This window comes from Isoptericola sp. Y541 (assembly GCF_059445465.1).
On record NZ_JCAIUJ010000004.1, the window covers coordinates 88,396 to 113,516 of the forward strand.

19 protein-coding genes are annotated in these 25,121 nt (G+C 73.6%); 3 read left to right on the forward strand and 16 right to left on the reverse strand.

What is annotated here, in order from left to right; translation table 11 throughout:
- Nucleotides 1–6: 6 nt before the first annotated feature.
- The 12 genes from AC1C2V_RS10640 to AC1C2V_RS10695 form a co-directional block, all read right to left on the reverse strand.
- Nucleotides 7–852 carry a DegV family protein gene (locus AC1C2V_RS10640; RefSeq protein WP_495389582.1) on the reverse strand — a complete coding sequence of 282 codons (846 nt, stop codon included), beginning with the start codon at nt 850–852 and terminating at the stop codon, nt 7–9.
- Between the two features lie 91 nt (nt 853–943).
- Complete coding sequence (locus AC1C2V_RS10645) at nt 944–1,285, reverse strand: hypothetical protein (protein ID WP_495389583.1); 342 nt, start codon at nt 1,283–1,285, stop codon at nt 944–946.
- 385 nt (nt 1,286–1,670) lie between these two features.
- Nucleotides 1,671–4,142 (reverse strand): glycogen/starch/alpha-glucan phosphorylase, encoded by a 2,472-nt coding sequence (locus AC1C2V_RS10650; protein ID WP_495389584.1) that lies wholly within the window; start codon nt 4,140–4,142, stop codon nt 1,671–1,673.
- A 166-nt stretch (nt 4,143–4,308) separates the two neighbouring features.
- Entirely contained in the window at nt 4,309–7,740 is a 3,432-nt protein-coding gene (locus AC1C2V_RS10655; RefSeq protein WP_495389585.1) for an ATP-binding protein, read from the reverse strand.
- Nucleotides 7,737–8,483, reverse strand: a complete 747-nt coding sequence (locus AC1C2V_RS10660) for a DUF4194 domain-containing protein (protein WP_495389586.1) — start codon at nt 8,481–8,483, stop codon at nt 7,737–7,739. The genes AC1C2V_RS10655 and AC1C2V_RS10660 overlap by 4 nt, the downstream gene beginning before the upstream one ends.
- Nucleotides 8,480–10,060, reverse strand: a complete 1,581-nt coding sequence (locus tag AC1C2V_RS10665) for a DUF3375 family protein (protein ID WP_495389587.1) — start codon at nt 10,058–10,060, stop codon at nt 8,480–8,482. Before AC1C2V_RS10665 ends, AC1C2V_RS10660 begins: the two co-directional genes overlap by 4 nt.
- 99 nt (nt 10,061–10,159) lie before the next feature.
- Nucleotides 10,160–13,153: a leucine--tRNA ligase gene (gene leuS / locus AC1C2V_RS10670; RefSeq protein WP_495389588.1), complete on the reverse strand. Its 2,994-nt coding sequence runs from the start codon at nt 13,151–13,153 to the stop codon at nt 10,160–10,162.
- 78 nt (nt 13,154–13,231) lie between these two features.
- Complete coding sequence (locus AC1C2V_RS10675) at nt 13,232–13,885, reverse strand: vitamin K epoxide reductase family protein (RefSeq protein ID WP_495389589.1); 654 nt, start codon at nt 13,883–13,885, stop codon at nt 13,232–13,234.
- A gap of 62 nt (nt 13,886–13,947) precedes the next feature.
- Nucleotides 13,948–15,153 carry an MFS transporter gene (locus AC1C2V_RS10680; protein ID WP_495389590.1) on the reverse strand — a complete coding sequence of 402 codons (1,206 nt, stop codon included), beginning with the start codon at nt 15,151–15,153 and terminating at the stop codon, nt 13,948–13,950.
- 80 nt (nt 15,154–15,233) lie between these two features.
- Nucleotides 15,234–15,944 carry a metal-dependent transcriptional regulator gene (locus AC1C2V_RS10685; protein ID WP_495389591.1) on the reverse strand — a complete coding sequence of 237 codons (711 nt, stop codon included), beginning with the start codon at nt 15,942–15,944 and terminating at the stop codon, nt 15,234–15,236.
- Between the two features lie 19 nt (nt 15,945–15,963).
- Nucleotides 15,964–17,787: a metallophosphoesterase family protein gene (locus AC1C2V_RS10690; RefSeq protein WP_495389592.1), complete on the reverse strand. Its 1,824-nt coding sequence runs from the start codon at nt 17,785–17,787 to the stop codon at nt 15,964–15,966.
- Nucleotides 17,788–17,876: 89 nt separating this feature from the next.
- Nucleotides 17,877–19,433, reverse strand: a complete 1,557-nt coding sequence (locus AC1C2V_RS10695; protein ID WP_495389593.1) for an MFS transporter — start codon at nt 19,431–19,433, stop codon at nt 17,877–17,879.
- 101 nt (nt 19,434–19,534) lie between these two features.
- Here AC1C2V_RS10695 and AC1C2V_RS10700 point away from each other — a divergent pair, with 101 nt between their 5' ends.
- A complete protein-coding gene (locus AC1C2V_RS10700) occupies nt 19,535–20,101 on the forward strand; it encodes a TetR/AcrR family transcriptional regulator (protein WP_495389594.1) in 567 nt (188 codons plus the stop codon).
- A 7-nt stretch (nt 20,102–20,108) separates the two neighbouring features.
- On the opposite strand, the gene ku is transcribed toward AC1C2V_RS10700, so the two are convergent.
- The 4 genes from ku to AC1C2V_RS10720 are packed head-to-tail and all read right to left on the reverse strand — an operon-like array spanning nt 20,109 to nt 23,233.
- Nucleotides 20,109–21,119 (reverse strand): non-homologous end joining protein Ku, encoded by a 1,011-nt coding sequence (gene ku / locus AC1C2V_RS10705; protein ID WP_495389595.1) that lies wholly within the window; start codon nt 21,117–21,119, stop codon nt 20,109–20,111.
- 49 nt (nt 21,120–21,168) lie between these two features.
- Entirely contained in the window at nt 21,169–21,390 is a 222-nt protein-coding gene (locus AC1C2V_RS10710; protein ID WP_495389596.1) for an SCO4848 family membrane protein, read from the reverse strand.
- Nucleotides 21,391–21,416: 26 nt separating this feature from the next.
- Nucleotides 21,417–22,106 carry a response regulator gene (locus tag AC1C2V_RS10715; protein WP_495389597.1) on the reverse strand — a complete coding sequence of 230 codons (690 nt, stop codon included), beginning with the start codon at nt 22,104–22,106 and terminating at the stop codon, nt 21,417–21,419.
- The gene (locus tag AC1C2V_RS10720; protein ID WP_495389598.1) at nt 22,103–23,233 is read right to left on the reverse strand and encodes a sensor histidine kinase; all 1,131 of its coding nucleotides are present in this window, start codon (nt 23,231–23,233) and stop codon (nt 22,103–22,105) included. The genes AC1C2V_RS10715 and AC1C2V_RS10720 overlap by 4 nt, the downstream gene beginning before the upstream one ends.
- Before the next feature lie 111 nt (nt 23,234–23,344).
- Here AC1C2V_RS10720 and AC1C2V_RS10725 point away from each other — a divergent pair, with 111 nt between their 5' ends.
- Together AC1C2V_RS10725 and AC1C2V_RS10730 are read left to right on the forward strand one after the other, a co-directional pair.
- Complete coding sequence (locus AC1C2V_RS10725) at nt 23,345–24,289, forward strand: ABC transporter ATP-binding protein (RefSeq protein ID WP_495389599.1); 945 nt, start codon at nt 23,345–23,347, stop codon at nt 24,287–24,289.
- On the forward strand, nt 24,286–25,119 hold the full coding sequence (locus AC1C2V_RS10730; RefSeq protein ID WP_495389600.1) for an ABC transporter permease: 834 nt from the start codon (nt 24,286–24,288) through the stop codon (nt 25,117–25,119). Before AC1C2V_RS10725 ends, AC1C2V_RS10730 begins: the two co-directional genes overlap by 4 nt.
- Nucleotides 25,120–25,121 lie beyond the last annotated feature (2 nt).

The window sequence follows — 25,121 nt, forward strand, 5'->3', positions numbered from 1 at the left end:
GCGTCGTCAGCGCGGACCGTCGTGGCGGTGGCCGCCCAGATCGGCGACGACGACCGCGAGCGCGCCGGGCCCGGCGTGCGCGCCGAGCACTGCGCTGACGGGCGTCACGACGGGCTCGACACCGGCCCCCTCCCGGAGCCGGTCGGCGAGCTCCGCCGCCCTGTCCGGCACGCCGAGATGGTGCACCGCGACGCCAGGGCGTTCGCAGTCGGCGGCGCAGCGCAGCGCGAGCTCGACCAGCCGGTCCGTCGCCGCCCTGCGCGTGCGGACCCGCTGGGCCAGTTCGATGCGCCCGTCGCGGACCGTGAGGATCGGGCGCACGCCGAGCGCGGTCCCGAGGGCGGCGGCGGGCGCGGACAGCCGCCCCCCGCGCCGCAGGTGCTCCAGCGAGTCCACCAGGAAGAACGTGCTGCTCGAGGCTGCCACCTGGCGCGCCCGTGCCGCGACCTGGCCGGCGTCGTGCCCCTCGACCGCGCACCGTGCGGCCTCCAGCGCGGCGAAACCCAGGGCCATCGCGACGGTCCGCGAGTCCACGGTCTGCACCGGGATCATGCTGCGCTGCGCCGCGGCGGCGGCCGCGTCCACGGTGCCGGAGAGGTCCCCGGAGATGTGCACCGACACCACCGCCCTGGCGCCGTCGGCGGCGAGGTCCCGGTAGACCGCGCCGAGCTCAGCCGCCGGGGGCTGGGACGTGCTCAGCCGTTCGGCGCCCGCGATCCGGGTCGCGACCTCCTCGGGCGTGATGTCGACGCCCTCGCGCCACGCGTCGTCGCCGGCGACCACCCGGAGCGGGACGACGACGGGCGCGCCGACGCCGCCGGGGGGCGGCAGGCAGGCGGTCGAGTCGGTCACGACGCGGACCGTGGGGCGATCGATGGGCATGGCTCCTGGAGTCTACCGACGCCGCCCGGGAGACCGTGTGGCACCCGGGCGGCGTCGCCGCTCACTCGTCGTGCTCGTGGTCGACCGCGTGCACGGCCTTGTTCTCCGGGTCGGTCACGTAGACCGAGCCGTCGAGCGCCAGCACCGCCGGCCGGGCCTGCTGCCAGTCCACCGGCTCCTCCCACGCGTCGATGACGGGAATCGACTTCTCCAGCACGCCGCTCTCGGGCTCGATGACGTGCAGCGCGCCGTCAGTGCCGAGCACCAGCGCCTCGCCGTCGTCACCGCGCGCGAGCGACCGGAACGTGTAGCTGGACGGCAGGTCGACGAGAGAGAGCTCACCCGCGCGCGTGTCGACGAGGGAGACCCGCGCGGGCTCCTCCAGCTCGGCGTCCGGGTCCACCTAGTAGTCGCCGAGGACGACCGGCGACACCTCTGAACCGGCCTGGTTGCCGATGCGTCCGTAGGAGTCCGGCACGGCGACCTCGGTGAGCTCTCCGCCCCGCCTGGACGAGCGCCCCGTCCTCGCAGCCCAGGACGACGGCCTCGCCGTACACGCCGGGGTATTCGTCGCTGGCCGCGGCCTCGTTCCCGTCGGCGTCCAGGACGCGCATGCCGGACCGCTACTCCTCCGTGCCCTCGGTGACGATCAGGGTGTCGTCGGTCAACGTGGGCTCGGGGATACGGGTGAGGGAAGGCATGCGTCTCTCTCTCTGGCTCGAACGACTGAAGATCACATGGGAATCATTCCCCTGTGCGCGGCAGTGAAGCAGATATGAGAACGGTTCTCAGGACGACGACAGCGGCGCGGCGTGCCAGATGCGCTCGAGGTAGTCGCGCATCGACCGGTCGGAGGAGAAGAAGCCCGAGCGGGCCACGTTGAGCACCGCCGACCGGCTCCACGCGTCGGGGTCCGCGTAGGCCGCCTCCACGCGGTCCTGCGCGTCGAGGTACGACTGGTAGTCGGCCAGCACCATGAACCGGTCCTCGTCCCGCAGGTTGGCCACGACCGGCTCGAAGGCCGCGGCGTCGCCGCCGGAGAACGCGCCGCTCGCGATCAGGTCCAGCGCCCGCCGCAGGGACGGGTTCTCCTCGTAGTAGGCGGCCGGCCGGTACCCGGCCTCCGCGATCGCGCTGGCCTCGGGCTCGGTCAGCCCGAACAGGAAGAAGTTCTCGTCGCCCACGAGCTGGCGGATCTCGACGTTCGCGCCGTCGTCCGTGCCGATCGTGAGGGCGCCGTTGAGCGCGAACTTCATGTTGCCCGTGCCCGAGGCTTCCTTGCCGGCCAGGGAGATCTGCTCCGACAGGTCCGCGGCGGGGATCAGCGTCTCGGCCACGGTGACGTTGTAGTTCGCGGGGAACGCGATGCGCAGCACCCGCGACACGTCCGGGTGCGCGTTCACCACGGCGCCCACGTGGTTGATCAGCGCGATGATCTCCTTCGCCATCACGTAGCCCGGCGCGGCCTTGGCCCCGAAGACCACGGTGCGCGGCGTGACGTCCTCGACCGCGAGCACCCCCGCCGTGATGCGGTCGTAGAGCGTCACGACGTGCAGCAGCTTGAGGAGCTGGCGCTTGTACTCGTGCAGGCGCTTGACCATGGCGTCGAGCATCGTGGCCGGGTCGATCTCGATGCCGTCCCGGGCCGCCAGCATCTGTACGAGGCGGCCCTTGTTCGCGGCCTTGACCTCACGGAACCGGCGCCGGAACTCCGCGTCGTCGGCCAGCGGCTCCAGCTCGCGCAGCCGGTCGAGGTCGGTGACCCAGCCGTCGCCGATCGCCTCCGTGACCAGCGCCGACAGGCCCGGGTTGGCCTGCTTGAGGAACCTCCGCGGCGTGACGCCGTTGGTGACGTTGGTGAACTTCTCCGGCCAGAGGGCGGCGAAGTCGGCCAGCACGCGGTCGCGCAGCAGCTGGGAGTGCAGCTCCGCGACGCCGTTCACCTTCATCCCGCCTACCGTCGCGAGGTACGCCATCCGCACGGCGCGCTCCGGGTGCTCGGCGATGATCGACATGCGCTGCACCAGCACCTCGTCGCCGCCCGAGCGCTCGCGCACCTGGTCGAGGAACTCGTCGTTGATCCGGTAGATGATCTCCATGTGGCGCGGCAGGAGGCGCCCGACCAGCTCGACCGGCCACACCTCGAGGGCCTCGGGCAGCAGGGTGTGGCACGTGTATGCGAAGCAGCGCTGCGTGACCTGCCAGGCGTCGTCCCAGTCGAAGCCCTTCTCGTCGACGAGGATCCGCATGAGCTCCGGGATCGCGATGACGGGGTGGGTGTCGTTGAGCTGGAAGACGATGCGGTCGGGCAGGTCGTGCAGGTCGAAGCCCGGCGGCAGCAGCTGGTCGATGAAGTCGCGGATGGAGCAGGCGACGAAGAAGTACTGCTGCTGCAGCCGCAGCTCCTTGCCCTGGGGCGTGGAGTCCTCCGGGTACAGCACCTTGGAGATGTTCTCCGCGAACGTCTGCGAGCGCACCGCGTCGGCGTAGTCGCCGTTGTTGAAGATCTCGAGGTCGAAGGCGTGCGTGGCTCGGGCGCTCCACAGCCGCAGCGTGTTGACGCGGCCGTTCCGGTAGCCGGGGACCATGTAGTTGTACGGCACGCCGAGCACCCGCCAGCCCGGTACCCACCGCGTGTGCTCGCGACCGTCGTCGTCCCTGTACTTCTCGGTGCTCCCGCCGAAGCCCACCGTGACCTCGTGCTCGGGGTGAGCGAACTCCCACGGTGCTCCTCCAGCCAGCCAGTTGTCCGCCTCCTCGACCTGCCGGCCGCCGGAGAACGTCTGCCGGAAGATGCCGTACTCATACCGGATGCCGTAGCCGATCGCGGGCACGCTCATCGTGGCGAGGGAGTCGACGAAGCACGCGGCCAGGCGGCCCAGCCCGCCATTACCGAGGCCGGGCTCCACCTCCACCTCGCGCAGCTCATCGAGGTCGATGCCCAGGCTCGCCAGCGCCTCCGCGGCGATCGCCTCGAGGTCGGTCGCGAGGAGCGCGTTGTCGAGCTGGCGGCCCAGCAGGTACTCCGCCGACAGGTACGCCACCGCCTTGGCCTGCGTGCGGTACTGGTCCACGGTGGTCTGCATCCACCCCGCCATCAGGTAGTGCCGCACCGTGCGCGCCAGCGCCAGGTACTCGTCGTTGGCCGTGGCGCGCTCCAGGATCGTGCCCTGGGAGAAGTTCAGCTCGCGCAGGTACTCGCGCACGAACCCCTCGACGGAGTGCTCCGGGCTGGTGATCAGAGGCGTGGTCTCGGTCACGTCACGACAGTACACACGCGCCCAGCGGTCAGCCCCAGGAACACCGCGACGGCGCATCCCACGTCGAGCAAAGTGGACGTCGGGACGTGTCCCGGTGCTCCTCCCCCCACGAGACACCCTCGAGGTCGTCCATGACCCTGTCGGCCGCGTCGGCACAGGCAGCAGATCACTCCCCCACGAGCGTCACCAGCCGCGTCCTGCCGGTCGCGTCCTTGATGGCCTGCAGCACGACGTCGGCGTGCGGCTCCAACGCGCTCACCTTGTCCAGCGGCGCGCCCACCACGAGCTGGAAGCCGAGGCCCCGCCACGCGCCGACGGCGCGGCCGGCGAACCGGGCGTCGGCCTTGATGAAGGCCTCGTCGAGGAAGACGGGCGCGTACCGGGGGCGCTCGGCCCCGGAGTCACCGAGCTGGTAACGCAGCGCCGCCCCGACGATGAACGCGACGAGCTCCTGCGACTCGCCGCCGGACTTGCCCGCGATGTGGTCGTAGACGCTCACGTGGTTGCCCGCGAGGTCCACGCACTCGGCGCTGATGCGCACGTGGTCGCGCACGTCCACCAGCCGGCGCCGCTCCGGGCTGTCCGGGCGGATCCGGTCGATCAGCCGGGTCATGCGGGCGTAGCGGCGCTCGTGCTCCGCCAGCGGCACGTCGCCCGCGGGGGTGGTCGCCAGCTCGCGCAGCAGACGCCGGAACGACGCGACGTCGTTGCCCTCGGCGGGCGTGGCGGTGATGCGCAGCCGGTGGTCGTCGTCGCGGAACGGCAGCGTGGCCAGGATGGCGTTGACGGGCTCCATGCGGTCGCGGATCTCCGCGACCGCCTGCGCGATGCCGTTGTTGAGGCGGGTGAGCTGGTCGCCCGACATCTGGCGCAGGTGCGCCGACCACTTGTCCCGCAGGCGGTAGAGCTGCTGGAACTCCAGCTCCTCGTAGATCCGCAGGAAGTCGGCGTACGCGGCGTCGGGGTCGGCGCTGCGGTTCGGGTCGGGCCAGGTGTCGTTGAACCGCTCGAACAGCGCCGACAGGGCCGCGCGCGCGGCGAGCTCGGCCTCCTGGGCGGACTCCTGCTCGTGCTGCAGCTCACGCACGACGGCCGCCACGGCGGTCGTGAGGTCCGCCAGGCCGCTGCCCGCGGTGCCGCCCACCGCGCCCGACCAGCCGACCTGCGCCATCAGCTCGGCCAGGCGCCGGGCCTGCTCCGCCGTCGGCTCGATCCCGTCGGCGTCGGCGCGCTCGACGGCGTCGGCCACCTGGTCCACCAGGTCGCTGATCTGCTCCCACCCGGCGCCGAGCTCCGTCACGCGGTGCTGCGCCGCCGCGCGCTCGCGGTACAGCTCGTCGACCCGGGCCTTCAGCGCGTCCTCGTCCGCCTTGAGCGCGCGCAGCACGTCGGAGCCGGCGACGAGCGCCTCGAGCCGCTCGCGCCGGTCGGCGAGCTTCTCCTCCGCGCCATGCAGGTCGACGTCGTCCCACTCCGCGCGCAGGGCCTGGCTGTAGGCCACGAAGTGGTCAGCCTCGCCCTTCTGCCGCAGCCGCGTGCCCGCGAGCGTCTCGGCGGCCTGGCGCAGCTCCTGGTGGGAGGCGGCGATCTGCTCGGCAAGCTGCTCGAGGCGCCGGTGGTTGCTGAAGCCCAGCGCCGAGGCCCGCCCCTGGCCGCCGTGCGCGCCGCGGCGACCCTGGGCCGTCTGGCCGGCGCGGGTGAGCGCCAGGTCGTGGCGGTTCAGGTCGGCCGGGTCGTCGACACACACGTAGGCGAAGCGCTCCGCGAGCCTGCCGGCGAGCCAGCCGCCGAACGGGCCGGCCTTGATCTCGAGCCGGCCGGGCAGCAGCGATCGGTCGGTCTCCTCGTGCAGCGCGAGGCCGGTGGGGACGCCCTCGAAGTGCACCCGCACCGGCGACCGGACGTCGTCGGCCGCCGCCCGGAAGGCGTCCAGCCGCGACTCGTCGAAGAGCATCGTGACGGCGAACCCGCCCAGCGCGAACCCGAGCGCGTCGCGCCACGGCTCGTACTCGCCGCGCACCTCCAGGAGCTCACCGACGAACGGTACGTCGTCGGCCCGGAGGCCCGCGGCCCGCGCGAGCGCCTCGCGTGCCTCGTGCAGCTCGCGCGGCACGTTGCCCCGGCGGGCCTTGAGCGAGGCCTCCTCGCGCTCCAGCTCGGCCAGCGCGCGCATCGCCTCCTTCTCGCGGGCGCTGGCCTCGACGACCGCCTCGGTCAGCGCGTCCGTGTGGTGGTCGCGCTCCTCGAGGTAACGACGGCCGTCGGCGTGCAACGCCTCCAGCTCCCGCCGCGTGCCGACCTCGCGCTCGAGCGGCGCCAGGTGTCCCTCGAGCTCCGCGCGGGCACGCCGCACCTCGGCGAGCCGCTGCTCGGCGGTCCGTACCTCGCGCTCGGCGGCCTCGACAGCGTCGCCGCCGTTGCGGCGCTGGTCCGACCGCACCTGGTCGAGCTCCGCGTCGGCGGTGGTGCGCCGCTCCTCGGCGACGGCGACGCGCTCGGCCGCGGCCTTGTGCTGCGCCCGGTTCTCGGCCTCGGCGGCACGCAGCAGGTCCAGCTGCGTGCGGTCGCGCCACGAGGTGAAGGGCGTCGGGGCGTCGTCGGCCCCATGACCGGCACCGCCTGCACCGCCTGCACCGCCGACGCCGAGCGAGCCGACGACGCTGCGCGCGGCCACGGCGGCGTCGATCGCCGCACGGTGCTCCAGCATGGGCCGCAGCACGTCCACCTGCCGCTGCGCGGTGTCCATCTCGGCGCGCACCTCGCTGAGCTCGTCGAAGTGCTCGACGGCGCGCTCGGCCACCCGGATCGTCTCCGGCTCCTCGAGCACCATCGCCTTGTACAGGGCGTCGACGGTGGTGATCTGCTGGCCGGCCTGGATGCGGCCCAGCAGCTGCATCGCCTTCTCCCCGTCGCCGGCCGCGCCGATACCGAGGGCCACGTGCAGGCGGGTGGCGAACGCCTTGTCCGTGTCGAACGTCGTCAGGCCCGCCGCCGTGAGGCCGGGCTTCGCGAAGCGCTGGGTCACCAGCGGCTCGAGCTCGCGCAGGGAGACGTCGCGGTCGGCGACGGCGCGCACGGCCACGGTCTCGTCGGCGCGCTGGGCACCCCGGGGCACGTACCAGGCACGCAGCGCGGTGAACCGCTCGCCGGCCTGCGACGACCAGGTCATCGCGATCGCGGACCAGGTGTCCGACGTCTCGCCGCGCAGCACCCGGTCCCTGGCCGTCGCCGACCCGGCGGTGCGCTGCTCGTCGAGCTTGCCGCGGGCGTACGACACGACGTTGCGCTGCTCCTGCCCCCGCGCACGGCCGCTGGTCGCCGTGTTCGAGGCGCCGTTGAACGGGGTGGTGTGGCTCATCATCAGCGCGATGTACGCGTCCAGCAGGGTCGACTTGCCGGACCCGGACGCCCCCGTGAGCAGCGTCGTCGTGCCCGCGAACCGCACCTCGTGGTACCCGTGGTAGCCGCCCCAGCTCACCAGCTGCATGGACCGGGCCGTCCACTGGCGTCCGTCCGATGCCGTCGGGATGAGCCCGAACAACGACTGCTGCATGCGCGGCGCGGCAACCTGCTCCGCCGGGTCGCTCGTGATCGTCACGCGCGGGCCTCCTCGTCCTCGTCGACCTCGTCCACGTCGTCGGTCTCGTCGTCGGTCTCGTCGTCGGCCATGGTCTCGACGGGCTCCGTGGTTTCGACAGGCCCCACCGGCGACGGGTCGCGCAGCCACGCCGTCAGCGCCCGCAGCCGCTCGACCGGCAGCAGGATCTCCACCACCGGCTGTACCCGGTACCGGCCGTCCGCGACCTCGTCGAGCACGTGCTCGCGCACCAGCGCGCCGATCGCGTTGTCGATCTCGCGGCGCCGCGCCGCGAGGTTGGTCTCGCCCGCGGCCAGGAAGCCGAGCGCGTAGTCCACCAGCTCCTCGGCGTCCACGTGGGCGGCCCGCTCCCCCGCGCCCTGCTCCTGCCGGAAGCGGTTGCGCGCGAAGAGCATGAGCAGGGTCTCGACCCGCTTGTACGGCTCGTCCTTGAGCAGCACGGGGATGCTCAGCCCCGCCTCGCGGACCTGCCGCTTGTAGGCGATCTCGTAGTCACGGTCCACGACGAGCTCGACGAACATGTCGTGGCAGCGCGAGGAGAGCAGGTTCTGGTGCGCGAGCAGCGCCTTCCACTCCGCGGGGTGCGCCGCGGCGGACAGGTAGCGCCGCTGGAGCACGAGGGCGAGGGCGCGGCGCGCGTCGTAGGGCAGCACGCCGGTGTCGCCGGCGAACAGCGCGGCGTCGTCGTCCTCCATGGCCGTCACCTCGACGAACGTGCCGGGTGCGGGGGTGACCTCAGTCATGCGGGGGTCTCCATCTCGTCGGTGGGCTCGTCGGAGGGCTCGTCGAGAGCTGCCGCGCCGGGCGTCGCGACCAGGACGGCCGGGAGCACCAGCTCGCGGGTGCTGCCGTCGGCACGCACGGCGGTGACCCGGCGCAGTCGGGCGGCGGGCACGTCACCGTCGGCGATGGCGTCCTCGAGGGCGCCCTCTGCGGCGAGCTCGAGGTAGCCGAGCAGCTCCACCGGTCGGCGCAGCTCCGCCGGCGCCGCGGCGAACACCTCGTCCACGGTGGCCGCGCCGCGCTCGCGCAGCACCCGCGCCGCGTGCGCGGTCGTCTCGTCGTACCGCGGGCCGCCCATGCCCAGCAGACCGCCGAGCAGCTCCCTCGGGTCTCCGTCCGGGTCGAGGCCGGGATCGTCGAGGTCGGAGAGCGGGTCGGGCAGGGCGTCGGGGTGCAGGTCGTGCAGCTGGGCCCGGAACCGCCCCAGCCGGGCGCGCTCCAGCCAGCGCAGCGGCTCCACCCGGGCCGCCCGGCCCGACGCGGGGAACCAGTCGGCCATCGCGGCGGTGGCCTCGCGCAGGGCGGCGTCCAGCTCGCGGTCGCGTAACGGGTTGTGCACCGTGAGCTGCTGGGTGACGGTCCGCGAGGCCCGCGCCTGCGCGTCGAGCACCGCGTCGACCGACGCGAGGAGCTGCGCGTAGAGCGCCCGCACGGCCTCGCGACGGTCGGGGGGGAGGTCGTCGGCGAAGGGGTGCGCCAGCACCGCCCGCACCCGCTCGTCCACCTGGCCGAGCAGCTGTGGGTCGCGCAGCAGCTCCATCGCCCCCGAGAACGCGCGCCCCTCAGGCGTGCGCTGCATCAGGGACTCGGACGCGTCGAGGTAGGCGCCGAGCACCTCACCCGTCGGGCGCACGTCCTGCCGGAGGCCGTTGATGATGCTGCGCTGCAGGTCGGCGATCGACTCCGCCACGCGGGCGAAGTCCGCCGGCAGCTCGCGCACCAGCGCGGCGACGTTGTCGAACTGCTCGACCAGGACCTCCACGGGCGCCTCGACCACGGGGCCGCCGCCGCCGAGGCGCGCCAGCTCCGCCTCGGCGCGGGCGATCTCGTCCTTCGCCCGGGCCACCTGCTCGCGCAGCGCCGCCTGCTGGGACTCGCGGTCCGGGCGCGCGTCCCTGGCCAGCCCCTCCAGGGCCACCAGCAACGTGCGGATGCGCGACTCGCTGACCAGTGATCGCGTCCCCTGGGTCCGGTCGACGAACGCCAGCGCCTCGGCCGCGTACGAGCTCACCTGGTACTGCTCCGCGCCCTCGTCGTCGAGGAAGCGCACCAGCCACCGGCCCGCCACCCAGCGCGAGCACAGCGCACGGACGGGCTCGTCGGGCACGTCGTGGCCCGTGCCGCGCGCCTCCGCGAGCAGGTCCTCCACCTCCACGTGCATCTGCTCCGTGGGCACGGTGGACCGGCCGGGCGTGAAGATCAGCGACAGCACCGCAACGACGAGCGGGCCCTCCTTGCGGTGCAGGAGGGCGAGCGCGGGCGTGCCGAAGGCGCCCCGGCTGCGGGCCAGGGCGCCCTCGATGCGGGAGGAAGACATACGCCTCAGACGCTCCGCCCGTGGTCGTCCGAGTCTGCGGTTCCGCTGCGGCCGCGTGCTTCGCTGCGCGCGGCCCCCGACCGCCGCTGCACCTCCGCCTCAGACAACGATGTTGACGAGCTTGGGCGCGCGCACGATCACCTTGCGCACCGCGGCGCCGTCGATCGCCCGCGCCACGTTCGGCTCGGCGAGCGCCGCGGCCTCCAGGTCGGCGTCCGAGATGGACGGCGGCACCTCGAGGCGACCGCGCACCTTGCCCTTGACCTGCACCACGCAGGTCACGGTGTCTTCGACCAGGTACTGCGGGTCGGCCGTCGGGAAAGGCTCGCGGGACAGCGAGCGGTCGTTCCCCAGCCGCTCCCACAGCTCCTCGGCGACGTGCGGGGCGATGGGCGCGACCATGAGCACCAGCGGCACGACGGCAGCGCGCGGCACCCGGTCCAGGCCGGTCAGGTGGTTGTTGTACGTGATGAGCTTCGCGATCGCCGTGTTGGGCCGCATGTGCTCCATCTCGGCGTTCGCGTCGGCGATCGCACGATGCATCGCGCGCAGGGTCGCGACGTCGGGCTCGTCGTCGGTCACGGTGACCGCGCCCGTCTCCTCGTCCACGACGTTGCGCCACAACCGCTGCAGGAAGCGCTGCGCGCCGACGACCGCGCGCGTCTCCCAGGGCCGCGACTGGTCCAGCGGGCCCATCGACATCTCGTACACGCGGAAGGTGTCGGCCCCGTACTGCTCGTACATCTCGTCGGGCGTGACGACGTTCTTGAGGGACTTGCCCATCTTCCCGTACTCGCGGTGCACGATCTCGCCGTGCCAGGTGTACACGGGCTCGCCGTCGGCGCCGGGCGCCTCGGTGACCTCCGCCGCGGGCACGTGCTGCCCGCGGGCGTCCGTGTACGCGTAGGCCTGGATGTAGCCCTGGTTGAAGAGCTTGCCGAACGGCTCAAGGGCGGACACGTAGCCCAGGTCCAGCAGCACCTTGTGCCAGAACCGCGCGTACAGCAGGTGCAGCACGGCGTGCTCGACGCCGCCGACGTACAGGTCGACGCCGCCGGCCGGCCCGGAGGTGGCGTTGTGGCGCGGGCCCATCCAGTACGTCTCGAGCTCCGGGTCGACGACGGCGGTGCCTGCGGCGGGGCCGTCGGACGAGTCGGTCGGGTCCAGGTAGCGCAGGTAGTACCAGCACGACCCGGCCCAGTTGGGCATGGTGTTGGTGTCGCGGCGGTACGTCTTCGGCCCGTCGCCCAGGTCCAGGGTGACGTACACCCAGTCGTCGTTGCGGCCCAGCGGCGCATCGGGCGAGGAGTTCGCGTCGTCCGGGTCGAAGGTGCGCGGCGCGTAGTCCGGCACGTCGGGCAGGTCGACGGGCAGCATCTCGGCCGGGATCGCGACCGGACGGCCGTCGGCGTCCCACAGGATCGGGAACGGCTCACCCCAGTAGCGCTGCCGGCTGAACAGCCAGTCGCGCAGGCGGTACGTGGTGGTGCCCTCGCCGGCGGCGCGGGCCTGCAGCCATGCCACGATCCGCTCCTTGGCCTCGGCCACGCCCAGCCCGTCCAGGCTGACCTCGTCGTTCGCGGAGTTCACCGTCACGCCGTCGCCGGTGTACGCCCCCGCGAAGTCCTCCGGCAGCCCGCCGGCGGGCTCCACGGTACGGATCACCGGCAGCTCGAACGCCTCGGCGAAGTCGAAGTCGCGCTGGTCGCCGCCCGGCACCGCCATGATCGCGCCGGTGCCGTAACCCATCAGCACGTAGTCGGCCGTGAACACCGGGACGGTGGCCCCGTTGACGGGGTTGACGGCCAGGTGGCCGGTGAACACGCCGGTCTTCTTGCCGGCGTCGGCCTGGCGCTCGACGGCGGTCTTGGCGGCCGCGTCGCGGCGGTAGGCGGCGACCGCCTCGACGGGGGTCGCGTGCCCGCCGGTCCAGACGCCGTGGGTGCCGTCGGGCCAGGCCGCGGGCACCTCGTCCAGCAGCGGGTGCTCGGGGGCCACGACCATGAACGTCGCGCCGAACAGCGTGTCCGGTCGGGTGGTGAACACCTCGACCTGCGCGCCGGCGCCCGCCGCGTCGTCGTCGCCGGTGCCCACGACGTCGAACCGGACATTGGCGCCCGTGGAGCGGCCGATCCAGTTGCGCTGCATCGACTTGACCTTCTCCGGCCAGTCGATGAGCTCCAGGTCGTCGGTCAGGCGGTCGGCGTAGGCGGTGATCCCCATCTTCCACTGGCGCAGGTTGCGCTGGAAGACCGGGTAGTTGCCGCGCTCGGAGCGGCCGTCGCCCGTGACCTCCTCGTTCGCCAGCACCGTGCCCAGACCCGGGCACCAGTTGACCGGCGACTCGTCGACGTAGGCCAGCCGCTGGGTGTCCAGCACGTCCCGCTGCTCGTCGTCGGACAGCGCCGCCCAGACCACGCCGCCGGCGTTGTCCCCGTCGCGTCCCGGCACGGCGCGCGTGCCGGCCGCGAGCTCGTCGCGCAGCTCGCCGATGCGGCGGGCCCGGCCCTTGCCGCCGCGCCGTCCTGAGCCTCTCGAGGGGTCGGCCTCGGCGTCGTACCAGGAGTCGAAGATCTGCAGGAAGATCCACTGCGTCCAGCGCACGTACTCGGGGTCGATCGTGGCGAACGTGCGGCGCTCGTCGTGAGCCACGCCCAGTCGGCGCATCTGGCGCTTCATCGTGATGATGTTCTGCTCGGTGGTGACCCGCGGGTGCTGGCCGGTCTGCACGGCGTACTGCTCGGCCGGCAGGCCGAACGCGTCGTAGCCCAGTGCGTGCAGCACGTTGTCGCCGTTCATCATCCGGAAGCGGCCCACCACGTCCGTCGCGATGAAGCCCAGCGGGTGCCCGACGTGCAGCCCGGCCCCCGAGGGGTACGGGAACATGTCCATGATGAAGAACGGGTTGCCCGTGCCGTGCTCGCCGTCGCCGTCCGTGAGCGCGCCGGTCGGGTTGGCCGCCCAGAAGGTGCCCTGCTCCTCCCAGCGGTCCTGCCAGCGCTCCTCGATCTGCTGCGCGAGGGCAGGCGTGTAGCGGTGGGTGGGCTCGGTCGGAGCCTCGGATCGGGGGGAGGCGGTGTCGGGCGTACTCACCCGCGCGAGTCTACCGGCCGGCGGTGCCCGGACCGCCCGGTTTTCCACCGGCCGCGGGGGCGCCCGGAACCCTGACGATCAGAGGCCGAACGACTCCACCAGGGGGCCGCCCACGGCGAGCAGGATCCAGGCCACGGCCACGACATAGCCGATGATCAGGACCAGGCCGCGGTTGCCGACGACGGCCCGCCGCAGCCCCTCGCCGGCGGGCAGGTGCCGCTCCTGCACGGCGTGCACCACCTGGAACCACAGCAGCGGCCACAGGATCGTCCAGACGACCATGCACGCGGGGCACAGCCGGACGAGGGCGTAGAAGCTCGACCACATGAGGAAGAAGATCAGCAGCTGGGCCAGCGCCGTCACGGCGAGCAGGCTCAGGTGGTACCACCGCGGCAGCCTGGCGCGCGCGAGCAGCACCACCCCCGTGGTGATGACCACGGGGAAGGCGGCGACGCCGAGGTACGGGTTGGGGAAGCCGAGCAGCGTGCCCTGCCACGACGCCATGGCGACGCCGCAGTCGAGGAAGACGTTGAAGCTGCAGCTCGTGACCCGGTTCGGGTCCAGCAGCTTGAGGTACTCCTCGATCGCCAGCCACGTCGCCGCGCCGAAGCCGATCCCGCCCAGCACGGTCAGCAGCACCCCGTAGGTGCGGGACGAGAGTCCGCGCGGGCCGGGCACCGCCTCGGCCGCAAGATCGTCGTCGTGGGTCTCGTCGCGCACGCTCGGGCTCACGGGCGCGACCGTACCGCACAGACCTGGGCGGAACGACCTCGGCCGCAACGGCCCAGGCGAGCTCAGGACGCGTGCGCCACCCGCTGCCGCCCGAACGCGGCCACCATCGCCAGGCCCACGAGCGTCAGCGCGAGGCCGACCCACGCGGGGGCGACGTAGCCCCAGCCGCCGGCGATGACGAGCCCGCCGAAGAACGCACCGGTGGCGTTGCCGACGTTCAGTGCGGAGTGGCACAGCGCGGCACCGAGGGACTGCGCCTGCGGCGAGAGGTCCATCAGCCGGGTCTGCATGGCGAGGCCGAGCAGCTGGGAGGTCACGGCCAGCGCGAAGAGCGCGAGCACGGCGGGCACCGGCGAGGACGCCACGAGGGCGAAGACCACCAGAGAGGCGGCCGTGGCGACGAACCCCCAGATGACGGTGCGCAGCACGTTCCGGTCGACCAGCCGACCGCCGAGCAGGGTGCCGACCGTCATGCCGACGCCGAAGACGGCGAGCACCCAGGGCACGGCGCTCGCGGACATCCCCGCCACCTTGGTGACGGTCGGGGCGATGTAGGTGTAGACCGCGAACAGGCCGCCGAAGCCGATCGCGCCGGCGGCGAACGAGATCCACAGCGGCCCGTTGCGCAGCGTGCCCAGCTCCCGCCGGACGCTGGAGTCCACCGGGCCGTGCTCGGGCACGTACCGCCAGATCCCGAGCAGGGTGACGGCGCCGAGCGCCCCGATGACGACGAACGCGACCCGCCAGCCGAGCTGCTGGCCCACCGCGGTGGAGACGGGGACGCCGATGACGTTCGCGATCGTCAGCCCCGTCATCATCATGGACACGGCATGGCCGCGGCGGCCCGGCCCTGCCACCGCGGCGCCGATAGCCGCCCCGACGCCGAAGAAGGCGCCGTGCGGCAACCCGGCCAGGAACCGCCCGACGACGAGCGTCTCGATGCTGGGGGCGGCCGCCGAGAGCACGTTGGCCACCGTGTAGGCGGCCATCAGGCACAGCAGCAGCCGCTTGCGCGACATCCGCGCGGCCGCCACGGTCAGCAGCGGCGCGCCCACGACCACGCCCACGGCGTACGCGGTGATCGCGTGCCCCACCACGGGGTCGCTCACGTGCAGGTCCGCGCCGATCTGGGGCAGCAGCCCCATCGTCGCGAACTCGGTGGTGCCGATCGTGAAGCCGCCGAGCGCGAGCGCGAAGAGCGCCGCGCCGACGTGCTCGGGGCGGGGCACGCGGCGGCTCGTGCGCGCTGCCGTGGTCGTCTCGGTCAACGTCGTGGGCCTTTGGCTCGAAACGATTCGACGACGTGGCGCGAATCATCGCGCACACGTCGTCGGGGAACCGGGACAGCCTACGCGGGCACGACCCAGATGCGCGACGCCGCCAGCAGGCCCAGGTCCACGGAGACGGGCGCGCCCGCAGCCTCCCAGGCCACGCCCACGGTGCCGGCGAAGTCCCGCCGCTGCGTCAGCGTGACGGGCAGGTCGAGGTCGATGCCCAGGCCGGCGAGGTATCGCAGCGCCTCGGGGTCCGCGTCCGAGATCCGTGCCACCACGCCGCCCGTGCCGGCCTCGAGGTCCACCAGCGGCACCGCCGCCGGGCGCACCACGCGGCCGTCGGCGGACGGGATCGGGTCGCCGTGCGGGTCGCGCTGCGGGTGGCCGAGCCGGGCGGAGATCCGCTCGACCAGCCGGTCGGAGACCGCGTGCTCCAGCACCTCGGCCTCGTCGTGCACCTCGTCCCAGCCGTAGCCGAGGTCGCGCACCAGCCAGGTCTCCAGCACCCGGTGCCGGCGCACCATGACCAGCGCGTACCGGCGGCCCAGGTCGGTGAGCCACACGCCGCGGTACGGCTCGTGCCCCAGCAGGCCCTGGGCGGTGAGCCGGCGCACGGTCTCGGAGACCGTCGACGGGCCCACCCCCAGACGGTCAGCGAGCAGGCCGGTCGTCACCTTCTCGTCCGACCACTCCTGCGCGGACCACACGGCCTTGAGGTAGTCCTGGGCGACCGGGGTCAGCTCGTCGGGGTCGACGGCGTGAGCAGGGGTGACGGGTTCGGGCACGATCCGAGCCTATCCGGGCCTACGGGGACGACACCGTGGGCGACGAGTCGTCGCCCACGTCGCCGCTCTCGTTGCCGCCCGTGTCGCCGGGCACGTCCTCGGTGGGCGGCACGACCTCGGGCACCGGCTCCCGGTCGCCCACCGTCGCCTTGCCGTCGGGCGTGACGCTCACCACCTGCACGTCCACCATCCGCCGCGCCTCGGGGTCGAAGCGCAGCAGCGTCATCTCGGCCGTGCCGTGCAACGGGCCGACCGTCGGCTGGTTCGGCGCGGCGCCCGCGGTGGAGCCGTTGACGAACCGGATGCCCTGCCCCACCTGCTCGGGGCCGGAGCGCTTGTGCGTGTGGCCGGAGACCTGGAACGGCACGCAGCCGCTCTCGAGCGCGTCGAGCCCCACCGCCGGCGTGTGGATCAGCAGCAGGTCCACCCCGTCGTCCTCGCACGCGACCGCGGCGAGGTCCGCCGCCTGCTGCTCCGGCGTCCGCTCGCGCGCGACGTTCGTCCCCGCCCCGACGCGCGTCTCGAGGGCGTCCCGGTCGCCCAGGATCCGCACGCCCTCGACTTCCACCACCTGCCCGTCGAGCACCGTCTGCCCGCGCGCGGCCTCCTGCGACGACGTCACCTGGGAGTCATGGTTCCCGTCCGCCACCACCATCGGCACGCCGCGCGGCACCGCCGAAGCGAACGAGTCCACGCAGGCCTTCTCCACCGCCGTGCCGTTCGTCGTCGTGTCCCCCGCGTTGAGCACGACGTCGGCGCCCGAGCGCTCGGCCGTCGTGCGGATCAGTGGCGTCATGCCCGTGTTGCAGTGCAGGTCCGACACCACCAGGAGGGTGACGAGGTCCTCGTCCGCGGGGGACGCCGACGACGAGGCCGGCGTCGAGGGGGAGTCCGGTGCCGGCGGGGAAGTCGCTGACATCGACGGCGAGAGCGACGTACCGTCGGGCGCGATGCCATGCGCGGCGTCCCAGGCGTCCCACGCGGCGGTGAGCTCGTCGTCGGCCGCGGCGTAGAACGCCTCGTTCTCCCGGTAGAGGCTGACGAGCTGGCCGCCGTAGGTGTCGACGATGCCCGCCAGACGCCCGGTGATCGTGGCGCCCTCGAGGGCGGTGCCGGCGAAGACCTGCGACGCGGGCCGCCCCTGCGACGGCAGCGACACGCCGGCGGACGCCACGGTCACCACGACCAGGCTCGTGACGGCCACCCCGGCGGTGATCTCCCACGTGCGCGGCGCCAGCCGAGCGGCGAGGTCGCGCCGCCGGGCCGCCCCGAGCAGCAGCCGCAGCGCGAAGCCGGCGGCGACGAGCACCACCGCTGCCACGACGGCGCGCCGCCCAGCGTCCCACAGGAGCGCCCGCGCCACCGTGCTGGCCGTCTCCTGCGGGCTGGAGAAGAACTGGAGGTAGCCCTGCAGGTCGCCGGCGAGCATGTCCAGCGTGCCCGCCTGGTCCACGGCGGACAGGTCGGCGGGGATCTCCTTGACCGTCACCTCCAGGCCGAGACCGAGCGGCAGGGGCGAGTCGATCTCGAGGGTGCCGAGCGGCCCGAGGTCAGCCACGACGAGGCCGTCCGTGTCGACGGCGTAGACGGCCTCGTGCGGGCCGAGGCTCAGCGTCACCTCGGCCGTGGTGACCCCGAAGGTGAGGCACGCGAGCGCCGCGGCGACGGACGCGAGCGTCCAGCGCACCCAGCGCGGCGGCGTCCGGCGGGCAGGGCGCGCGGGTCGGTCGGTCGCGGGGTGGCCGGTCGCGGGGTGATCGGCCGCGGCGGGGCCGGTCGTGGAGTGATCGGCCGCGGGGTCGGCCTCGGGGTCGGCCTCGGGCTCGTCGTGCTGGTCGCTCATCGCGTCCACCCTCGCGGAACACGACCCACGGCGCCACCCTGCCCGCCGGTGGTGTCGCAGGTCACCTGCACCTGCTGGTCAGGACCAGGTCAGGACCGCGCGGCGCGCAGCGTCGTGAGTGCGATCCCGGCGGCGAGGAGGACGGCCACGAACCCGATGCCGGACGTCACGACCACGCCGCTGCCGAACGCGGCGTGCGCCGAGTCGAGCAGCGCCTGCGCCGGCCCGGCCGGGAGGTCCGCGGCGACGCTGGTGGCGCCGCCGAGCGTCTCGGTCGCGGAGGTGGCGTCCGCCGTCGGGACCCCGGAGGGGACGACGACGTTCGCGTGGTACGACCCCGTGAGGATGCCCCCGAGCACGGCCGTGCCGAGCACGGCGCCGGCCTCGTAGGCGGTCTCGGAGATCGCCGACGCCGCCCCGGCCTTCGCCGCAGGCACTGTGGAGACGATGAGGTCGTTCGACACGGTCTCGGCGGAGCCGACGCCGATCGCCAGCACGACGAACGCGAGGGCGAGCCAGCCGACCTCGCCGCGCCCGGCCGTCAGGGCGGTGATCAGGTAGCCGACGGCGGACAGCCCGAGGCCCGCGGCGACGACGTGCGAGGGCCGCACGCTGCGCACCACGCGCACCACGCCCAGGCCGGCGACCACCATCGCCACGGTGCCGGGCAGGAGCACGAGGCCCGCCCGCACGGGCGACAGTCCGATCACGAGCTGCAGGTCCTGCGAGACGAAGAACAGGAAGCCGACCAGCGAGAACACGGACAGCAGGTTGACGAGCACGCTGCCGGTGAACGCGGGGACGGCGAACAGCCGCACGTCGAGCATCGGGTCGCGGCGGCGCAGCTGGCGTCGCACGAAGAGGACCCCCATGAGGAGCCCCACCGCGATCGCGGCGAGCCCCAGCGACGGCAGGGCGCCCTTCGCGAGCGTCTTGATGCCGTACACGACCGGGGCCATCGTGGCCATGGCGAGCACGATCGACACCGGGTCGAGGCGGCCCGGCGCGGGGTCGCGCGACTCGGGCACGAAGACCGGCGCGAGCACGAGCAGCAACGCCAGCACGGGCACGGCGAGCAGGAAGACCGAGCCCCACCAGAAGTGCTCGAGCAGGAGCCCGCCGACGATCGGCCCGACGGCCGAGCCTGCGGCGAAGCCCGCCGCCCAGATCGCGATGGCCAGACGGCGCTCGTCGCGGTCGGTGAACACGTTGCGCAGCAGCGACAGCGTGGACGGCATGAGCATCGCGCCGAAGAAGCCGAGGCCGGCGCGCGCGGCGATCAGCGCGCCTGCGGTCGGGGCGAACGCCGCGACCGCGGACACGGCGGCGAAGCCGACCGCCCCGACGAGGAGCAGGCGGCGTCGGCCGACGCGGTCCGCGACGGAGCCCATCGGCACGAGCAGGCCGGCGAGCACCAGCGGGTAGACGTCGACGATCCACAGCAGCTGGGTGCCGCCGGGGGCCAGGGCCTTGGAGATCTGCGGCAGCGCGAAGCTGAGGACCGTGTTGTCGATCGAGACGAGCAGCACCGGCAGCATCAGCACGACGAGGGCGGCCCAGCGTCGCCCGGCGCCGGCGGGGCGCGCGGTGGCGGGGCGGCTCGTGGCCGAGAAGGTGGGGTGCGTCGTCACCTGGGTCTGAACCATGAGGTGCCTTTCACACAGCGGGACGGCCGGGGCGACATGTTGACGTCGAACTTCCGCACCGTCCAGCCGGTACAGTAACAGTCCGCCGCTAGGCTGTCCACATGCCCCCACCCCCTGCCGCCCGCGCCAAGGTCCTGCGCGCGTTCGCCGACCTCCTCGTCGAGTCCGGGGAGCGCGCGGCGACGCTCGAGGCCGTCGCGGAGCGGGCCGGCGTCTCCAAGGGCGGGCTGCTCTACCACTTCCCCTCCAAGGACGCCCTCGTCGACGGGCTCCTCGACCATCTGGGCGTGCTCACCGCCGCCGACGTCGACGCGATGCGCGGCGCACAGGAGGGCGCCACCGACTACCTGCTGCGCACCTCGTCCGTCATCGACGGCGAGTTCGAGGTGGTCTACCTCGCCGTCTCACGCCTCGCCCAGGGCCCGTACCCGCGCGCCCGCGACGTCCTGGACGAGGCGCAGGCGGCGTGGACCGAGGCCGTGCGCGACGAGCTGGGCGACCCGGTGCTCGCCCGCGCGGTCTCCCTCATGGGCGAGGGCCTCTACGCGCTCGCGTCCGTCGGGGCGACCGGCCTCGCGGACCACGACATCGACGAGCTGCTCACCCTCGTGCGCGAGATTGCCGGCGCCCGGGCCGCATCGACGACCTCCGGGGCCGCCGGGGCCTGAGCGCCCGTCAGCCGGTCTTCCGGCGCGGCGTCGACGACGACGACGCCTTCTTCGCCGGGGTCTTCTTCGCGGGCGTCGACTTCTTGGCGGGCGCCTTCTTCGCCGTGCTCTTCGACACGGGCTTCTTCCCCTCGTCCTTCTCGGCCGATCCCTTCGACGCGGTGCCCTTCGACGCGGTGTTCTTCGACGCGGTGTTCTTCGACGCGGTGTTCTTCGATGCCGTGCCCTTCGACGCGCCCTTCGATCCCGAGACGCTGCGCCGCAGGGCCTCCATCAGGTCGATGACGTCCGCATCCTGCTTCTCCGGCTGCTCGCCGAAGGTCTCGGACGTGTCGAGCGCGTCGCCCTGCTCGATCTTCGCGTCGATGAGCTGGCGCAGCTGCACCTGGTACTCGTCCTCGTACTCCTCCGGCGCGAAGTCGTCCTCGTAGCTGGCGACGAGCTGGCCCGACATCGCCAGCTCCCGGTCCGAGACGCTGACCGAACCGTCGAGCGACGGGAACGCCGCCTCGCGCACCTCGTCCGCCCACAGCAGCGTCTGCATCACGAGCACCTCGTCGCGCACCCGCATCGCGGCGAGCCGCGTGCGCTGGCGCAGCGCGAACTTCACGATCGCCGTGCGGTCCGTCTCCTCCAGGGTGCGGCGCAGCAGCACGTACGCCTTGGGGCTCTTGGAGTCCGGCTCCAGGTAGTAGGTGCGGTCGAGCATGATCGGGTCGATCTGGTCGCTCGGCACGAACTCGACCACCTCGATCTCGCGGTTCGCCTCGGCGGGCAGCGCCGCGAAGTCGTCCTTGGTGAGCACCACCGTGCGCTCGCCGTCGTCGTACGCGCGGTCGATGTGCTGGTAGGCCACCTCCTCGCCGTCCAGCTCGCACACGCGCTTGTAGCGGATGCGCCCGCCGTCCTCGTCGTGCACCTGGTGCAGCGGCACGTCGTGGTCCTCGGTCGCGCTGTACAGCTTGACCGGCACGTTGACGAGACCGAAGGTCACGGCACCCTTCCAGATGGCCCTCATGCGTCCATGGTCACGCGACCAGCAGGAAGGCGCCAGCGCCGGGCGAGACTCAGCCGACGAGGCCGAGCACCCCGACCACACCGACGAGGACAGCGAGCACGACCGAGACGCCCACCAGGACGGCGTGCACGGTGAAGAAGCGGGTGGCGCGGCCGGCGTCGTCGCGGGCGCGCGGGTCCTTGGCCACCCGGCGCCAGAACTGGGGCCACACCACAAGGTTCCACACGGCGGCGACGATCAGGACGACGGACCAGACGGCAGGGATCTCCACGCCCCCGAGTATCCCCCGAGTGCTGCTCAGCCCAGCAGGCCGGTCCGCAACGCCCGCAGCACGGCACGGGTGCGGTCCTTGGCCCCCAGCTTGAGCAGCACGGCCGAGACGTGGTTCTTCACGGTGCCCTCGGCCAGGTACAGCGCGCCGGCGATCTCCCGGTTCGACCAGCCCTGCGCCATCAGCCTCAGTACCTCCCGCTCCCGCTCGGTGAGGTCGACCACGATCACCGCCTCCGTGGGCGCCGGCGCGGAGCGGACCGCGCGGAGCAGCCGCGCCGTGACCGCCGGTTGCACGAGGGTCGCGCCCGCGGCCAGGGTCCGCACGGCGTCCGCGAGCTGCTCCAGCGTGACGTCCTTGAGCAGGTAGCCCCGCGCGCCGGCCTGCAGCGCCCGCAGCACCAGCGCGTCGTCGTCGAAGGTCGTGAGGACGAGGACGGCGACCTCCGGCCCCTCGGCCTGCAGGGTCTCGAGCGCCCAGATGCCGTCGCGGCCGGGCATGCGCAGGTCGAGCAGCAGGACGTCGGGCTCGTGCTCGCGCACGGCCTCCACGGCGGCCTCGCCGTCCTCGGCCTCGGCGACGACGTCCACGTCGCCGGCGATCTCGAGCAGGCTGCGGATGCCGTGCCGCACGAGCGTCTGGTCGTCGGCGAGGACGAGGCGCACGCGGCCCTCGCGCGCGGCCTGGCCCTCGCCCGCGGCCTGGCCCGTGCTCACGACGCCGCCCGCCCGGCGAGCCGCGCCTCGACCGTGAAGCCCGAAGAGGCGTCGAAGGTCGCCCCGCCACCGAGCGCCTCGGTGCGCTCGACGATACCGGCCAGGCCGTTCCCGAGCCGCACGGGGCCCGAGGTGAGCCCGTCGTCGCGGGCCACCAGGGTCAGGGCGCCGGCGTCGCCCGTGCGCACCGCGATCCGCAGCACGGTGGCCATCTCGGCGTGCCGCACGGCGTTGGTCACGACCTCCTGGGTGACCCGGACCAGCGCGGCCGTCTGCTCCTCGTCCGCGACGACGTCGTCGGCGACGGCGATCTCCACGCGCGGGTGCGGGACGGCGCCGGCCACCGCGACGAGCGCCTCGCGCAGGTCGGGGGCACGACGGCGCAGCTCCCCCACCGTGGCCCGCACGTCGGCGAGCAGCTCGCGCGCGACGGTCCGCGCGCGGTCGACGTGCTCCGCGCCGCGCTCGCCCGGCAGGTGGGCGGCCGACTCCAGCTCGAGGGTGAGCACGGTGAGCTGGTGGCCGATGAGGTCGTGCAGCTCGCGGGAGATCCGCAGCCGCTCCGAGGCCCGGGTGGCCTCCTCCCCCAGCACCGCCGCCGCCGCGAGCTCGGTGTGCGCGACGGTCAGCTCGGTGCGCATCCGCTGCTCGCGCTGCAGCGCCACGCTCACCGCGGCGCTCGCGACCTGCAGCAGGAGGTACAGGCCCGCGCCCAGGGCGAGCTCGATGGCGCTCACGGGCCCCGGGGCGACGACGGCGGACACCAGGAGCGCCGCCGTGTTCGCACCGATGACGGCGACCGTCAGCGCCGTCGGCCCGACGTACGTGCTCACGGCCGCGCCGAAGACGAGCAGGATCGGCAGCCAGCCGATCCCCGGCACGGTGACGACGAGGGCGCCCGTCAGGAGGGTCTGCGCCCCGAGCGCCGTCACGGCGCCGACGCTTCTGGACGGCCGCAGCACGGCGACGGCGGTCGCCGCGAACCATGCCACCGCGAGCAGCACCCACACGGTCAGCGGCACCAGGAACCGGTCGGAGGGCGCGACGAACGGCACAGGCACGACGATCGCCAGGCAGACGACCAAGATCGTCAGCCCGGACGTCTCCTCAGGTCCCAGCCGGCGCATGGGCCCACGCTATCCGGCACGGCGCCGCCGCGACCGTGCCACAGGTCATGGATCGAGGTCGTGACCAGCGGCACGCGCGGCCGGCCCCGCCCCGTCCGTAGCGTCGCCGCCATGACCGCACTCGTGGCGCAGCACCTGCGCAAGACGTACCGCACCCGGCGCCGCGGCCACCCCCCGGTGGTCGCCCTCGATGACGTGAGCCTGTCCGTGGCCCCGGGCGAGGTGGCCGGCGTGCTCGGCCGCAACGGCGCCGGCAAGTCCACCGCCATGGAGCTCCTCGCGGGGGCACGCACCCCCGACCGCGGCGAGGTCCGCGTGCTCGGGCTCGACCCGCGCGCCGACCGGCGGCGGGTGCGCGCCGTCCTCGGCGTCCAGCTGCAGGGCGCGGACATGCACGGGGCGCTCACCGTGCGCGAGCTCGTGCACCTGTACCGGTCGTTCTACCGGCGGGGCGTCGACCCCGACCTCCTCATCGAGCGCGTCGGGCTCGGCGACTCCCGCGACACGCGCTTCGAGAAGCTGTCGGGCGGGCAGCAGCAGCGGGTGTCGATCGCGATCGCCCTCGTGGGCGCGCCGCGCGCCGTCATCCTCGACGAGCTGACCACCGGCCTGGACCCGGAGGCCCGGCGCCGCATGTGGGCACTCGTCGAGGACCTGCGTGCGGACGGCGTCACCGTGCTGCTGGTCAGCCACCTCATGGAGGAGGTGGAGCGGCTGTGCGACCACGTGACGATCCTCGACGCCGGCCGGGTCGTGGCACGCGGCACCGCCGCCGAGCTGATCGACCGGGCCGGGCTGCGCCCGCGGGTCACCCTGCGCACCGACGACCCGACGGCGGCCGTCCTCCTGTCACGGCTGCCCGGGGTGGAGCACGTCGACGCCGCCGGCCCCCGGCTCACCGTGACCGGTGCCGGCACGCCGGACGGCGACCTGCTGCACGCGGTGGGTTCCGCGCTGGCGAACGCCGGGGTCCTCGCCACCGAGACGTACCTGCGCCGCCCCACGCTCGACGACGCGTTCCTCGCCCTCACCGGAAGCCCCCTGGAGGCGGCATGACCACCCACGTCACCACCCAGCACGACCACGACGGCACCACGCACGAGGGGCAGCACGGGGCCACGGCCCGGCCGCCCCGTCCGGGGCCCGGCGCGTGGCTGGCCCTCACCGTCGCCGAGGCGAAGATGGTCGCGCGCGACACCGCCGGTCTGGTCATCCCGCTCGGGATGCCGCTGCTCATCCTCGTGATGAACGGCCTCGCCCTCGACGTCGACCAGGTGATCCCCGGCACGGGCGGGCGCACCGTCCTCGACGTCTACGTGATCCCGCTGACGCTGACGATGGTCGTGGCGACCGTCGGCGTCATCAACATGCCGAGCTTCCTCGCGTACTACCGGCGCTCGGGCATCCTGCGTCGCCTCGGCGTCACGCCGGCCTCCCCCGCGCTGATGCTCGGCGCGCAGGCGCTCGTCGGCGTGGCGCAGATCGTGCTCGGGATCGCCCTGGCGCTCAGCGTCGCGCTCGTCTGGCTCGGCGCGTCCGTGCCGGCGGCGCCCTGGACGGCCGTCGGCATGCTGGCACTGGCCGTCGCGGCGATGTACGCCGTCGGGATGCTGGTCGCCGCGGTGGCCCCCACGCCCGGCTCCGCCGTCGCGCTCGGCCTCGGCGCGTTCTTCGGCCTCGCCGCGCTCGGCGGGATGTTCGGGCCGCGGCAGAATCTGCCCGACGCGCTCGCGACGCTGGGCGGCTGGCTACCCTTCGGGGCCGCCGTGGACGGCCTCAGCGCGGCGTGGGCCGGCGCTGCCGTGCCCGGGTCGGCACTCGTGGGCCTCGTCGCGAGCATCGTCGTGGCCGGGGGCGCCGCGGCGGTGTGGTTCCGCTGGGAGTGACG